This window comes from Streptomyces sp. NPDC029138 (assembly GCF_055564375.1).
Genome location: NZ_JBVHWM010000012.1, coordinates 74,021 through 87,867, shown reverse-complemented (window position 1 = coordinate 87,867; position 13,847 = coordinate 74,021). Strand labels below are relative to the sequence as shown.

The window sequence follows — 13,847 nt, the reverse complement described above, 5'->3', positions numbered from 1 at the left end:
TTCCGGCTAGGCCCGGAGTTCCGGCGGGACCGGGAGGACCGGGAGGACCGGCGGGGCCGGGAGCTTCGGCTGGACCGTGAGGACCGGGAGTTCCGGCTAGGCCCGGAGTTCCGGCGGGACCGGGAGGACCGGGAGGACCGGCGGGGCCGGGAGCTTCGGCTGGACCGTGAGGACCGGGAGTTCCGGGGGGACCGGGAGTTCCGGCGGGACCCTGAGGACCGGGAGGACCGGCGGGGCCGGGAGCTTCGGCTGGACCGTGAGGACCGGGAGTTCCGGCTAGGCCCGGAGTTCCGGGGGGACCGGGAGGACGAGGGGGACCGGCAGGACCGGGAGGATCGGCAGGACCGGGAGTACTGGCAGGACCGGCGGGGCCGGGAGTACGGCGGTGTGGATGCCCTGATGGCCGTGATCACCGGTGATCCCCTGCCGGAGGAGGCTCGGCGGGACCCCGTTTTCCTCGCCGGGCACCGGGCGGCAGAGGCCGACGTGGCCGTTCTGCGGGAGCAACTGGTGCGTCTGGCTGAGGCGCTGACGGGGGAGGCGGCCACCGAGGAGGAGGCCGAGGGGGCCCGGGAGACCGGTGCCCGGGAAACCAAGGCTTCCGAACGCGCCGTTTCGGGCCTGGCCCCCGCACCCCGCCCCCGCAGCCGTACTCGCCCTTCCGCCCCGACCCGGCCCCCGCGCCCCGGACGGCCGAGTGGGCCCCGCCGGGCCCTGCGGATCGCGCTCGGCTCGCTCGCCGGTGCCGCGGCCTTCTCCCTGGTCCTCGGCTTCGGCTGGCTGGTGGCCCAGGGCGGTGGCGGGGCGGACGACAAGGGCGGGGCGTCGTCGGCGGCCAAGGGCGATGTCGACGCGGCGGGCCAGGAGGCCGGGGGCGGGCGGCCGGCGGACCCGGAGCGGGAGCTGGCCTGTTCCCGGCTCGTCGTGGAGGGCACCGTGGCGCGGGTGGAGCGAGGGAAGGACGCCTCCGGGAACGCCTCCGGGAGCGCCCCCGGGAGCCGGGTCACGCTGTCCGTGATCCGCTCCTACCGGCCCGCGCACGGCCCGGCCGAGGTCGGCTTCCTGCTCGACGCGGACGCGCGGCCGGCGCCGCGCGCGGGACAGCATGTGCTGGTGCGGGTCGGTCAGGACGAGCGGTACGCGAGCCTGTGGGCCGTCGGCGACTCCCGCGTGGCCGCCGCACGCGCCTGGATCACCGACGCCCTGCCCGGTTCCCGGACCCTGACCTGCCCCTCCGACGACGCGTCCTGAGCAAGAAGGGAGGGGCGGGAGTCCGTCAGGACGCCCGCCCCTCACATCACCTCGTCGTTCACATCACCCCGTTACGGCGTGACCTTCTCGATCTTCACGCTGCCGGTGCCCGCGACCGTCCCGTGCGCGTTCACCAGCTGCACGCGGCCGAAGAACTCGCGCCCGGCCGGAGCCTCCGCGGCGGCCGTGACCTGGCCGGTCACCGTCGCCGAGGCGCCCGTGCCCAGCTTGACCGGGGCCGAGCCGTCGACCGTGACGGAGCCGAGCGCGGTGGAGAAGAACACGTCCCGGTAGTCGTAGTCGGTCGAGCCGGCCGGGACCGCGTAGCCCACGACCTCGATGGTGTAGGTGCCGGCGGCCGGGGACGGCACGGAGACCGCCTCCTCCGAGTCACCGTCGGCGGACTGGCCGACCTCCTTGCCGGTCGCGTCGTACACCGTCAGGTCCAGGTCGGCCGCCGTGTCCGAGACGCCTCCGATGGCGACGTCGAGCGAGGTGGCACCGTCCGGGACGGTCACCGTGGTGGTCTGCGTCTCGCCCTCCTTGATGGCCGGGCGGGCCGTCTTGGCGGAGCCGAGCGGGCCGCCGACCAGCTTGCCGTCCAGCGCGGCGTACGCGTTGGTCACCTTCCAGGAGGCGGTGGCCGGGGTGCCCACCTTGGCCTCGGGGACGGTCACGGTCTCCGGGTCGAAGGCCGCGCCGAGGACGGTGACGTCCAGCCGGTAGGGGTTGTCGAGCAGCGGGGACGTCCGCCGGGACTCGACCTCGACCTCCCAGACGCCGGGCTGCGGGTCGGCGTAGGAGCGTACGTCGGGCTTGCAGCCGTTGCCGTCCAGGTAGTTGTTGTAGCAGTACGGGGTCGAGGTGTTGTCGGACGGGACGCCGTACGGGTGGATGGCGATGAACCGGGTCTGGCTCTTGTCCTTCAGTCCGCCGATCGCGACCTCCAGCGAGGTCGCGCCCTCGGGCACGGTCAGGAAGTAGGAGCGCGTGCTGTTGCGCTGCACCGAACCCGACGCGGAGTAGGTGTACTTCACCGGGGCCGCGACCACGACCGTGGAGAGGATCTGCTTGTCGGTGCCCTCGGTCCGCGGGTCGTCGACCTCCAGGATGGCGCTCTTGAGACCCTCGGACTTCGGGGCCGCCTGGACCTTGACGGTGACCGGCTGGTTCAGCGGCAGCCTCACGTCGTCGTCGCCGACGATCCGGAAGGTGCCGCCGGCGTTGTTCTCGAAGCGCAGCTCGTGGCGGACCGCCTTGTCCGGGCCGGACGTACGGGTGATCGTCACGTCGTACGTCTTCTTCTGGCCCGCCTTCAGGCCGCCCTCGCGGTCGTAGAGGCCGGTGCCGAAGCCGGGGGTCTTCAGCGCGTAGTCGATCGCGGTGTCGACCGGCGCCTTCACCGTGTAGTCATGCGCGGTGGCGCCGTCCTTGATCGACTCCCAGGCGTCCACGATGTCGATGAGGCCCGCGCCCTCCTCGTACGCCTGCACGCCCTTGATGTGGTCGGCGGTCGAGGTCAGGGCCGTGCGCAGCGTGGCGGGCGTCAGGTCGATGCCCTTCTGCTCGGCGGCGCTCAGCAGCAGCGCGGAGGCGCCGGTGGCCTGCGGGGAGGCCATCGAGGTGCCCTGGAGCATCGAGTAGCCGGCCGGCAGCGTGTAGCCCGCCTCGGCGACCGGGGAGCCCGGCAGCCAGGTCTGGGTGGTGTTGATCGCGGCGCCGGGCGCGCTCAGGGTCGGCGTGAAGCCGCCGTCCTCACGCGGGCCGCGCGAGGAGAAGGGCATCATCGCGTACTTCTTCTCCACCACCGAGCCGTAGTTGGCGGCCCAGGTCTCCTTGGAGATGGTCGCGCCGACCGAGATCACCTTGTCCGCGAGACCGGGGTCGCCGATGGTGTTGGCGCCGGGGCCGGAGTTGCCGGCGGAGATCACCAGCTGGACGCCGTAGGTGTCGATGAGCCGGGTGTACAGCTCGGCGCGCGCGTTGTTGCCGTCGTTCAGCGCGGGCAGACCGCCGATCGACATGTTGACGATGTCGACCCCGCGCTTCGTGACGAGGTCGATCATGCCTTCGGTGAGGGCGACGTTGGTGCAGCCGCCGGTCCAGGTGCAGGCCCGCGAGGAGACCAGCTTGGCGCCCGGTGCCGCGCCGTTCATCTTGCCGCCGAACAGGCCGTTGGCGGCGGTGATGCCGGCGACGTGGGTGCCGTGCTCGGACTCGATGACGCCGATGTTGACGTAGTCGGCCTTCGCGCCGGAGGAGTTGTAGACGACGTCCTTGCGGGTCTCGACCACGAACGGGACGCGCTCCACGACGTCCGTCGCCGGGTCGTCGGTGCCGAAGTGACCGACCTGGTAGCCGTCCTTGTACGGCTTCATCGCCGCGTCGTCGGTGAAGTCCAGGTCGTCGTTCGTGTCGACGCGGACCGTGCCGGCGGCCGGGTCGTAGAGCACGCCCCAGGCGTCGGTGGTGTCGCCGTCCCGGTTGAGGTCGCCCTTCTCGTCGCCGCCGGCGGTGGCGGACTCGTACATGTAGTTGAACGTGTACGAGCCCGCGGGCGCCGTGAACTTCTCGGTGCCCTGCGAGGCGGTGGTGATGGAGAAGGACGGGCCGAAGACGCCGGTGGTCATCCGCCGCCAGGTGCCGTCGCCGTCGACGACCGGGTCGGTGGCGGTCACCCAGTCGACGATCTTCCGCTCGCCGGTGGTCGTCTTCTGGAGGGCCGGGTGGCCGAGGTCGACGCCGGAGTCCAGGATGCCGATGGTGATGCCTCGGCCGTCCGCCTTCGGGTGGTCCTGGACGAAGTCGACGGCACCGGTCTCGAAGGACGGGTTGTACGGGTTCTCCGCCGGGGTCTTCTTGCCGGGTGCCGGATAGGCGGCCGTGGCGGCGGGGGACTTGGCGCCACCGGGCGCCGGGTCGTCCAGCGGGATCTCCTGCCGGAGGTCGATGGCCTGGACGGAGGAGAGCTTCACGGCGGCGGCGATGGCGGAGTCGGCCCGGCCCGTCGGGACGGTGGCGCGGACGTAGCCGAGCTTGTCGTCGGTACGGCCCACCAGACCGCCCTGGACCGCGTCCAGCTCCGCCGCGACCTGCTCGGTCTTCCCGGGCGAGGTCGCGATCATCATCGTGACGTTCTTGTCGCCGTCGGCCTTGGCCTCGGAGAGCAGGGCGGCGTCGTCCGAACCGAGCTTGTCGTGGGCGGACTTGACGGCGGGGTCGGCGGCCGGGGCGGGGGCCGGGTCCGCGGCGAGGGCCAGGGGTACCGGCCCCGCCGCGGAGAGGGCGGCCACGACGCCCACGGCCACGGCTATGCGGGCCAGGCGTCTCGGACCGGGTATGGGATCACGCTCGGGCGTGTGGGTCATCGGCATCCCTCAGGTCAAGGAACGAGCGGAAGAGAGCGCTCAGCCTGACCGAAGGGTCGGGATTTTGGGGACCGTTGGCCCAATCGAAATGAATCTATGGGGAAAACCCGCGATGGAATATGAGCGGAACCGGCCGATTTGAGCCGGAATCCGGTCAGTTCTCCTTCGACCGCGCGTAATGCCGGGATGCCTTGGCCCGGTTGCCGCAGGCGGCCATCGAGCACCAGCGGCGGGTGCCGTTCCGGGACGTGTCGAAGAAGTACAGGACGCAGCTGCCGCCGGCGCAGGTGCGGACGCGCTCCGGGGCCCGGGTGAGCAGGTCCAGGTAGTTCCGGGCGGCGAGCCAGGCCGGGCCCCAGGCGGGGTCGGCGAACTCGGGTTCCTCGGCCGGACCGCCGGCGGTCAGCCGGGCCCGGATGCGGCCGTGCTCCAGTACGGCGTCCACGAGCGGCGCCGCCCGCTCCGGTGACCCGTCCACCGCGGCCTTGATCGCCTCGCGTGCCGTGCGCAGATGGCGCAGCACCTCCGCGTCGGCCGGGTGGGCCCCGGCCAGCCCGTTGCTCGTGAGCCAGACCGCCAGCCCCTCGGTGTCCGCGAGCAGGTCCTGGGTGACGCCGTCCCTGTTCCACCGGGTGTTGAGCAGGTCGAGCGCGAGCGGCTCGCCGGTGAGCGGGCGGGGATCACGGGCGGTGGGCATCGGGCACTCCTTCACGGCTAACCGGTCAAGCGTACGTGACCGGTTGACTCGGTCGAGTATAACCATCTAACGTGAAGATGACGGTTAGAGATGCCAGAGGTGCCCGGTGAGGGCACACCGAAGGGAAGAGCCATGACCTTGAGCACGGGCCACACCGGCCTGAACGTCACCGACCTCGACCGCTCGCTCGCCTTCTACCGGGACGTCCTGGGCTTCACCGTGCTCGCCGAGGGCAAGGAGGACGACCGGCGCTACGCGTTCCTCGGCCACGGCGACGACCAGCTCCTCCTCACCCTCTGGCAGCAGGCGCGGGGGTCGTACGACCGGGGCCGGGCCGGACTGCACCACCTGGCCCTCACCACCGACTCGATGGACCGGGTCCGGGAGTACGAGACGGCACTCAGGGCCGCCGGAGTGGAGTTCGCCCACGACGGCGTGGTCGCCCACCGGGAGGGCGCGGCCTCCGGCGGGATCTTCTTCCACGACCCGGACGGCACCCGCCTGGAGATCTCGGTGCCGCACGGCGCCGAGCAGGCCCCGGCCCCGCACGCATCCGCCCCGACCTGCGGTTTCTTCTAGCCATGAGCGCGTATCACGCGGGCTCGCGAGCCCTCCAGGACCAGTCCGGCGTCCGCGCCCGAACCGACCACGTGGGCCGCTCCCTCGGCCAGGACATCAAGCCGGTCGCGGCGGCCTTCCTGGAGCAGCAGCCCCTGTTGATCGTGGGCGCGGCGGACCCGGAGACGGGAAGGGTATGGGCCTCGGCGCTCACGGGAGCGCCGGGTTTCGTAAGGGCGACGGGGCCCCGGCGGATATCCGTGCGCACCACAACGCACCCGCACCCGCACCCGGACGACGGGCCGCGAACCGTCGGCACGATCGCCCTGGACCCCCGGACCCGCCGCCGCATGCGCCTCAACGGCCGCCTGCGCCCGACGACGACCGGATTCACCGTGGACGCGGACCAGGTCTTCTCCAACTGCCCCCGGCACATCCAGCGAAGGGAGTCGTACGAAACGGTCGACCGCACCCCCGGCACCCCCCGCCATCTCACCGAACTCGGCGCCGAGGAATCGGACTTCGTCAGGGCCGCCGACACGTTCTTCCTGGCCACCGTGCACCCGACCGGCGCCGACGCCAGCCACCGCGGCGGAAACCCCGGCTTCGTCGACGTCAGCTCTCCGCACGAGCTGACCTGGCCGGACTACCCGGGCAACGCCATGTTCCTCAGCCTCGGGAACCTGCGCACCGACCCGCGTGCCGGCCTGCTCTTCCTGGACTGGGACACGGGCACCACCCTCCAGCTCACCGGAGAGGCCCGCACGGAGTTCGCCGAGGACGGCACCCGGGCCGTCCGCTTCACGCTCACCGAGGCCGTGTGGACCCCGGCCGCCCTGCCCCTGCGCTGGTCGGCGCCGGAGTATTCGCCCGCCAACCCAAAGGCCGCACGCTAACGTCCGTCCATGCGACGGAAATTGAGGGTGGCGGCCTACGCCGTGTGCGTCCGCGACGGACAGCTTCTGCTCGCCCGCTCGCCGGGACCGGACGGCACGCCCGAGTGGGTGCTGCCCGGCGGTGGCATGGAGCACGGCGAGGACCCGTACGACACCGTCCGCCGCGAGGTCGCGGAGGAGACCGGCTACCGCATCGAGGTGACCGGTCTCCTCGGCATCGACTCCTTCCGCCACGTCTTCCCCAGCGGGCGCCCGCGCCGCCGTACCGACCACCACGGGGTGCGCGTCATCTACACGGGCGAGGTCGTCGGCGGCGAACTCCGCTACGAGGTGGGCGGTTCGACCGACTTCGCCGCCTGGCAGGACATCGACGCCGTACCCGGACTGATCCGGGTGCCGCTGGTCGACACCGCGCTGCGGCTGTGGCGTGAACAGCCGCCGCAGGGACACCTGGAGGACCTTCCCCTACCCCGGCAGATGAACGAGGAGTGACCGGTCCCGGTCCACCCGCGATCCACTCCATGACCGCGCCCGGTACCCCGTGATCCACGTACGGTGATCGGCGCTGCGCGTTGCCGCCGCGTTCACGCGCAGGTCATCCCCGGTGCCAACGATCCACAGTGAGCGGGGCGTTCGCGTCCGTGACGGCCCGCGACCACTGCCGACGCGTTCGCACTCGGGGAGATCGCGCCATGTCGCGCATACGCTCTGTCGCCGCCTCCGCTCTGGGGGTCAACCGCCGTACCGTCCTCGCCGCCGCCGGAGCGGTCTCGCTCTCCGCGGGCGTCGGCTACGCCCTGCGCCCCACCGACAGCCAGGCCGCCACCCCGGCCACGGAGGCGGGGTCGGCAGCCGAGGCGCCGGTCGCCCACTCCCGGCAGGCCGCCACGGGCGCCCCGCTCGCGCCCTACACCAAGGGCACCACGGTGGCCTCCGTCGCCGCTCCCCGCAACAGCTCCGGCTACCGCCGCCTCGGCGACGGGCCCGGCTGGAAGCGGGTCGTGCGCGGCGAGCTGGCCACCCCCAGGTCCGGCCGGGCGGACCGCCGCAGAGCCCTCGCCGCGTTCGTGCAGTTCACCGATCTGCACCTGATGGACGTCCAGCACCCCCTGCGCCTGGAGTACCTGCGCGCGCACGACGTGCACGCCTGGCGCCCGCACGAGGCGCTGACCGTGCCCGGCGCGATCTCGCTCGTGGAACGGGTCAACGCGCTGCGCGGCGCCCCCGTCACCGGCGCCCCGCTGCACTTCGTGATGACCACCGGCGACAACACCGACAACAACGCCCACTCCGAACTGGAGTGGTTCATGAAGGTGATGAGCGGCGGCCGGATCACCCCGAACTCCGGGGACCCCCGGCACTACGAGGGCGTGCAGAACAGCGGTCTGAAGCTGTACTGGCAGGCCGCGTCCAGCGCCCGCGACAACGACAAGGCGCTCGGCTTCCCCTATCTGAAGGGCTTCCTGGCCGCCGCGATCCGGGAGGTGAAGAGCCCCGGCCTCAACCTGCCCTGGTACTCCACCGTCGGCAACCACGACGCCCTCCCGCTCGGCTGCTACGGCTCCCACGGCGACCGCTACCTCGCCGAGGCGGCCATCGGCGGCAAGAAACTGATGAGCGTCTCCGCCGCCGACGCCAAGAAGCTCCAGGACACCATCAAGAACGCCAAGGACCCCAAGGGCACCGGCTACCGAGACTTCCTCAAGGCCCACGCCCGCTCCATGCGCTCGGTCACGCCGGACGAGAAGCGCGCCCCGTACACCCAGGCCGACTATCTGAAGGCCCATCTGGACCCGGCGTACCAGGGCCTCGGCCCGGTCGGCCACGGCTACTCCTCGGCGAACCTGGACGCGGGCACCCAGTACTACGCCTTCCGCATCTCCGACGACGTCATCGGCATCAGCCTCGACACCACCGACGCCGGCGGCCACTACGAGGGCTCGATCGGCACCGCGCAGCTGAAGTGGCTCGACAGGACGCTGAAGGACAACAAGGACTCCTACGCCGTCGTCTTCAGCCACCACACCAGCAAGACCATGACCAACACCCGGCCCGACCCGGCCCGCCCCGGCGAGAGGCGCCACAACGGCGCCGAGGTGATCTCGGTCCTGTCCGCCCACGCCAACGTGCTGGCCTGGGTGAACGGCCACATCCACAAGAACGTGATCACCCCGCACCAGGCCTCCGGCGGGCGCTCCTTCTGGGAGATCTCCACCGCCTCGCACGTCGACCACCCCCAGCTCGCCCGGGTCGTCGAGCTGGTCGACAACAAGGACGGCACGATCTCCCTGTTCACCACGCTGATCGAGTCCGCGGCCCCGCACCGCACCGACTACGCCGACCTCTCCCAGACCGGCCTCGCCGCCCTCTACCGCGAGCTGTCCTACAACGCCCCCGGCGCCAACAGGACCCTCGCGGGCGGCGCGGCCGACCGCAACACGGAGCTGGTGCTGAAGAAGGGCTGAAAGTCACTCAACCGGCCTACACCCAGGCAACCTTCGCAGAACACTGCAAGGTCCCTTCCCCCGACCGCGCCACCACACCACAGGTTGGGGAAGACATGCGCGCACGCACAGCTCTGGTGGGCAGCACCGCCCTGCTCCTCTCGGCGGCCCTCGCGGGACCGGCCGTCGCGGCCGGCCCCGCGTCCCATGAGCACACCCGCGAGGCCGTCGAGGCGGCGGTCGAGGCCGGCGTGCCCGGCGCGACCGCCACCGCGCGGGACGGCCACGGCGTCTGGTCCACCACCGCGGGTGTGGGCGACACCCGCACGGGCGAGCCGCGCTCGGCCGCCGACCGCTACCGGGTCGCCAGCATCACCAAGACCTTCGTCGCCACCGTCCTGCTCCAGCTGGAGGCGGAGGGCCGGCTCTCGCTGGACGACTCGGTGGAGCGGTGGCTGCCGGGCGTGGTCCGGGGCCACGGCCACGACGGCCGCGCGATCACCGTGCGACAGCTGCTGAACCACACCAGCGGCATCCACGACTACCTCGCCGACGCCGGCTTCCGCGACGCCTACTTCACCAAGGACGGCTTCTTCCGGCACCGCTACGACACCCGCACCCCGCAGGACCTGGTGGACTACGCGATGCGGCACGCGCCGGACTTCGCGCCGGGCACCTCCTGGCGGTACTCCAACACCAACTACGTCCTCGCCGGGATGGTGGTCGAGAAGGTGACGGGCCGGACGTACGCCACCGAGATCACCCGCCGGATCATCGCCCCGCTCCACCTGAGGGCCACCTCCGTGCCCGGCACGCGGATCACCCTGCCACGGCCGAGCAGCAGGGCGTACTCGACGTTCAAGGTCCCCGGCGGCCCGGCGTACGACGTCACGGCCCTCAACCCGTCCATGGCCTCCTCCGCCGGCGAGATGATCTCGAACTCCGCCGACCTGTCCCGCTTCTACGGCGCCCTGCTCGGCGGCGAGCTGCTCCCGGCGCGGCAGCTGAAGGAGATGAAGACCACGGTGGCCACGGAGGCCGACGCCCCCGGCGTCCGGTACGGCCTCGGCCTCATGAACACCCGCCTGACCTGCGGGGTCCATGTTTGGGGCCATGACGGCGGGATCCACGGCTCGGTGTCCGAGGCGGCGACGACGGCGGACGGCCGGCACTCCGTGGCGGTCAACTTCAACGGGGACTGGGCCGGGGACACGGCGGACGTGCTGGAGAAGGAATTCTGTTAGCCAACGTTTCATCCGCGTAGTTCCGCGTTAACTCGCGCGCAATGTCCGTACCGCCTCATATCGGCTAACCCGCTGTTCACGGGGATGGCTCGATTTTTGTGCAAGGCGGGTGGTCGTGTGCGTGCGAGGCACGGACTGCGTGTGTTGTCGGTCTACGAGGGTTTCTTCTCCGGAGGGGCCCGCATCCTGCACTCCGACGTCGTTCTGGGACTGGCCGAGGGCGGCCAGTCCCACCAGGTACTCAGCATCCATGGCGAGGTCCACCGCGAGGCCACCCGGCAGCGCATGGAGGACGACGCCTGCTACCGGGCGCTGACCGCCGGCGGGGTCGGCGTCACCTCGCTCGGCCGCACCGCCGGGCTGGTGGACGGCACGGTCGCGGCGAACGTTTTCAGCGGACCCGAGCTGGCCGAAACCGCTCGGTCCATGGCCGCGGCGGACGTCATCCTGTCGCTGAAGGAGCAGCCGCTGGCGCTGCTCAACCAGGCCGGTCTGCCCCGCCGCCCGGTGGTGGTCTGCCTGCACCGCTCCGACCCGGAGAACCAGGGGCCCGCCCTGGCCGAGCTGAAGGCCGCGATCGCCGACGGCACGGTGGCGGCCTGCGTGTGCTGCGCCGAGTCCACCCGGGACGCCTACGCGGCCGCCGGCATCCCGCGCGAGCTGCTGCACGTCATCCCCAACGGCGTGGACCTGCTCCGCTTCCGCCCGGACCCGGCCGCCCGGCTGGCGTTCCGCGCCTCCCTGGGCATCCCGGCCCCCGCACCGGTGACCGTCTTCGCGGCCCGCTACGCCGCGATGAAGAACGTCCCGCTCTTCCTGCGCGCCGCCCGCGCCTGGCTCGCCCGCGAGCCCGAGGGCCATGTCCTGATGTGCGGCGCGGGCATGAACGACACCAACCCGGCGCTGTGGGCCGACATCGAGATCGCGTTCGGCGCGGACCGGCACCTCGCGGAGCGGGTGCGCCTGCTCGGCGTGCGCCGTGACATGGAGACGGTGTACGCCGCCGCCGACGTCGTCGCCCTCACCTCCGCCTCCGGGGAGGCGGCGCCGCTGTGCCTGATCGAGGGCATGATGTGCGGCGCGGTCCCGGTGACGACGGACGTGGGCGACAGCGCGGAGATCGTCCGGGGCCACGGGTTCGTGACCCCGCAGGACCCCGCGGCCGTCGCCCTGGCCTGGTCGGCGGCGGTCGCCGGCCGCGCCGGTCTCGCCCCGGCGCTGGCGGCGAGCCGCGAACGCTTCAGCCGTACGCGCATGATCGCGGCGTACGCCGCCCTGCTCGACGCCGTGCACACCAAGGCCTCGCGCCTGCCCGAGCCGCTGTAACGGTCAGGACATCCGGGTGAGCACCGGCAGGTAGCCGAGGGACTGTCCCGGTGCCGTCGGGTGGTACGACTCGGTGATCGCCAGCACGTCGACACCGCGCAGCCAGGGCCGGGACGAGCAGATCTCGTGCCCGGCGAAGGCGGCGGTGACATCGGCGAAGGTGAACCCGTGGGCGGCGGCGCGCTGGGAGATCACGGCGTTGAGGTGGTCCACGGCGTCGTTCAGGGAGGCGCGTTCGCCGTCCGGGAGGCCCAGCGCGCAGGTGCCCTGGAGGTGGTACAGGTGCGGGTAGCCGAGCACCACGACACGGGCGGCGGGGGCCCGGTTCCGGATGGCCGAGTAGAGCCGGTCGAGGCTGGCGGAGAGGGACCCGTCCATGGTGGTGCGGGCCCGGGAGACGGCGGACAGGCACCCTTTGGCGCCGCCCAGCGCGCAGTTCGCGATGACGGAGACGAAGCCGGAGTCGCTTCCGCCGACGGTGAGCGTGACCAGTCCGGTGCGCGGGCTGAGGTGGCCGAGCTGGTCGGTCAGGACGTCGTCGGCGCCGGCGCCGTTGCACGCGGCGAAGGCGAAGGACGCCGGCGCGTGGGCCTCGGCCCACAGCACGGGGAAGGCCCGGCTGCTGCGCTTGCACTCCTTGCCGGATTCCAGGTAGTCGCCGGCTCCGGCACCGGAGGAGTAGGAGTCGCCGAGGGCCACGTAGCCGCCGGCCACGGTGCGGGGCGCCACTTGTGCCGTCGCGGGATCGGCCAACGCGCAGGCGGCCGCGAGGAGGAGGGAGCATGCGCCTGCCGCTATTCGAGGGTGTCTCATGACTCTCCTCTACCGCGGCCCGCCCCCGCCCCGCCCGCCCTGCTGGTCCGTTCCGGTGAGTCCTCACCCGGCCGGCGCAGGAAAACTGGAGAAGTGGCCGGCCCTCGCTACCGGGGCAGCACCACGACGTACGCGGCCGGGTCGCGGTCCCCGGACGCCATCAGCGCGGTCCGCACCACCGCCGCCTGCTGCTCCATGGAGTCCCGGAGCTTCTTCGGCGTGATGTACACGACCGTGATGCCGAGGCGTTCCAGGTGCTCGCGCTTGCGGGCGTACTCGGACCACAGCGCGTCGTCGTCCTGCCGGGGTGCGCGGGTGTCCAGTTCGACGGCGACGGCCTGGTCCGGCCAGTAGGCGTCCAGGCCGCCCAGGTGCGGGCCGCCGGGCAGGCGCAGGTCGACGTTCCAGACCGGGTCGGGCAGGCCGTACTCGCGGACCATCCGGTACAGGCGGTCCTCGGCGATCGAGCGGCCCTCGGCGAGCAGCGCGTCCACGGCGTCCACGACGTGCGGGCGGTTCAGCAGCTTGGCGAGGGTCAGCTCGCGGACCACGGCCGCCGGTTCGCAGTGGCCGCCGCGCACCGCCTCGGTCAGCAGCCGCCGTACCGCCTCCGCGTCCGTCAGCTCCGCCACCGCGTCCGCCAGCGCCCGTGGCACCGGTGCCACCGGCAGGCCGGTCACCGTCCGCGGGGCGGGCAGGGCGGGGGTGCGCTGGACGCGGACGTAGCCGGTGGAGCGCAGCCGGCGCTGGCGCGGGACCAGGACGTCCACGTGCTCCAGGGCGGTCAGCGGCGGGGTGGACGAGAAGCCGTGCAGGGTCAGCGCCGCCAGGCCGGTGAGCACCGCCTCCTGGTACAGCGGCCGGTGCGGGCTCTCGGCCGTCGGCTGGACCGGGACGCCCTGCTCCGTCGCGCGGGCCGCGTACAGCAGGGCCCCGTGCAGCCGCTCCTCGCCGGTGGGCGGGCCGGGGTGCAGCAGGATCACGTGCGGGAGCAGCTCCCGCCAGGGGCCGTCGGGGCGGCACTGCCCGGCCTGCTCGGCCGTCGTCACGCCGTGGGCGCGCAGCTGCGCGGTCGTCAGGACGCGGCGGTGGACGTCGGAGAGGTGGCGGAGGGGGCGGGGGGAGAGCGGGGTGTTGTGGGTCATGGCCTCGGGATTCCCGCGCCCGGTCCGGCCCGTAACCGCTGTTACACGCCCGTCGAGAAATGCGGACAACACGGGACTAAAGGTCAGGTGTTCGGATGCCGAGTA

Annotated in this window: 11 protein-coding genes; 7 read left to right on the top strand and 4 right to left on the bottom strand. The window is 72.4% G+C overall.

Going from position 1 to position 13,847, the window contains the following annotated elements; all coding sequences use genetic code 11:
- A partial coding sequence (locus tag ACZ4WH_RS13775; protein ID WP_468179912.1) for a hypothetical protein occupies positions 1–1,251 on the top strand: 1,251 nt, incomplete at its 5' end.
- 71 nt (positions 1,252–1,322) lie between these two features.
- Here ACZ4WH_RS13775 and ACZ4WH_RS13770 read toward each other — a convergent pair.
- Both ACZ4WH_RS13770 and ACZ4WH_RS13765 read right to left on the bottom strand, forming a co-directional pair.
- Entirely contained in the window at positions 1,323–4,619 is a 3,297-nt protein-coding gene (locus ACZ4WH_RS13770) for a S8 family serine peptidase (RefSeq protein ID WP_468179911.1), read from the bottom strand.
- Positions 4,620–4,773: 154 nt separating this feature from the next.
- Complete coding sequence (locus ACZ4WH_RS13765; protein ID WP_468179910.1) at positions 4,774–5,316, bottom strand: CGNR zinc finger domain-containing protein; 543 nt, start codon at positions 5,314–5,316, stop codon at positions 4,774–4,776.
- A gap of 132 nt (positions 5,317–5,448) precedes the next feature.
- Between ACZ4WH_RS13765 and ACZ4WH_RS13760 the strand changes: the two genes are divergently transcribed.
- The 6 genes from ACZ4WH_RS13760 to ACZ4WH_RS13735 all read left to right on the top strand — a co-directional run bounded on the left by ACZ4WH_RS13760 (position 5,449) and on the right by ACZ4WH_RS13735 (position 11,784).
- Positions 5,449–5,895 carry a VOC family protein gene (locus tag ACZ4WH_RS13760; RefSeq protein WP_468179908.1) on the top strand — a complete coding sequence of 149 codons (447 nt, stop codon included), beginning with the start codon at positions 5,449–5,451 and terminating at the stop codon, positions 5,893–5,895.
- A 2-nt stretch (positions 5,896–5,897) separates the two neighbouring features.
- On the top strand, positions 5,898–6,770 hold the full coding sequence (locus tag ACZ4WH_RS13755) for a pyridoxamine 5'-phosphate oxidase family protein (protein WP_468179906.1): 873 nt from the start codon (positions 5,898–5,900) through the stop codon (positions 6,768–6,770).
- Between the two features lie 27 nt (positions 6,771–6,797).
- The gene (locus tag ACZ4WH_RS13750) at positions 6,798–7,262 is read left to right on the top strand and encodes an NUDIX hydrolase (RefSeq protein WP_468179999.1); all 465 of its coding nucleotides are present in this window, start codon (positions 6,798–6,800) and stop codon (positions 7,260–7,262) included.
- 200 nt (positions 7,263–7,462) lie between these two features.
- Positions 7,463–9,235 carry a TIGR03767 family metallophosphoesterase gene (locus tag ACZ4WH_RS13745; RefSeq protein ID WP_468179904.1) on the top strand — a complete coding sequence of 591 codons (1,773 nt, stop codon included), beginning with the start codon at positions 7,463–7,465 and terminating at the stop codon, positions 9,233–9,235.
- A gap of 95 nt (positions 9,236–9,330) precedes the next feature.
- Positions 9,331–10,458, top strand: coding sequence for a serine hydrolase domain-containing protein (locus ACZ4WH_RS13740; RefSeq protein WP_468179902.1), 1,128 nt, complete (start codon positions 9,331–9,333; stop codon positions 10,456–10,458).
- 141 nt (positions 10,459–10,599) lie between these two features.
- On the top strand, positions 10,600–11,784 hold the full coding sequence (locus ACZ4WH_RS13735; RefSeq protein WP_468179997.1) for a glycosyltransferase: 1,185 nt from the start codon (positions 10,600–10,602) through the stop codon (positions 11,782–11,784).
- Positions 11,785–11,787: 3 nt separating this feature from the next.
- On the opposite strand, the gene ACZ4WH_RS13730 is transcribed toward ACZ4WH_RS13735, so the two are convergent.
- The gene (locus ACZ4WH_RS13730; RefSeq protein ID WP_468179900.1) at positions 11,788–12,597 is read right to left on the bottom strand and encodes an SGNH/GDSL hydrolase family protein; all 810 of its coding nucleotides are present in this window, start codon (positions 12,595–12,597) and stop codon (positions 11,788–11,790) included.
- Between the two features lie 107 nt (positions 12,598–12,704).
- Positions 12,705–13,742, bottom strand: a complete 1,038-nt coding sequence (locus tag ACZ4WH_RS13725) for a hypothetical protein (protein WP_468179898.1) — start codon at positions 13,740–13,742, stop codon at positions 12,705–12,707.
- Between the last annotated feature and the right edge of the window lie 105 nt (positions 13,743–13,847).

What these genes read in the sequence shown, in the direction of transcription:
- ACZ4WH_RS13755 (WP_468179906.1), top strand. Translation starts at nt 5,898, where the DNA reads ATGAGCGCGTATCACGCGGGCTCGCGAGCCCTCCAGGACCAGTCCGGC.
- ACZ4WH_RS13730 (WP_468179900.1), bottom strand. Translation starts at nt 12,597, where the DNA reads ATGAGACACCCTCGAATAGCGGCAGGCGCATGCTCCCTCCTCCTCGCG.
- ACZ4WH_RS13765 (WP_468179910.1), bottom strand. Translation starts at nt 5,316, where the DNA reads ATGCCCACCGCCCGTGATCCCCGCCCGCTCACCGGCGAGCCGCTCGCG.
- ACZ4WH_RS13770 (WP_468179911.1), bottom strand. Translation starts at nt 4,619, where the DNA reads ATGACCCACACGCCCGAGCGTGATCCCATACCCGGTCCGAGACGCCTG.
- ACZ4WH_RS13760 (WP_468179908.1), top strand. Translation starts at nt 5,449, where the DNA reads ATGACCTTGAGCACGGGCCACACCGGCCTGAACGTCACCGACCTCGAC.
- ACZ4WH_RS13725 (WP_468179898.1), bottom strand. Translation starts at nt 13,742, where the DNA reads ATGACCCACAACACCCCGCTCTCCCCCCGCCCCCTCCGCCACCTCTCC.
- ACZ4WH_RS13745 (WP_468179904.1), top strand. Translation starts at nt 7,463, where the DNA reads ATGTCGCGCATACGCTCTGTCGCCGCCTCCGCTCTGGGGGTCAACCGC.
- ACZ4WH_RS13740 (WP_468179902.1), top strand. Translation starts at nt 9,331, where the DNA reads ATGCGCGCACGCACAGCTCTGGTGGGCAGCACCGCCCTGCTCCTCTCG.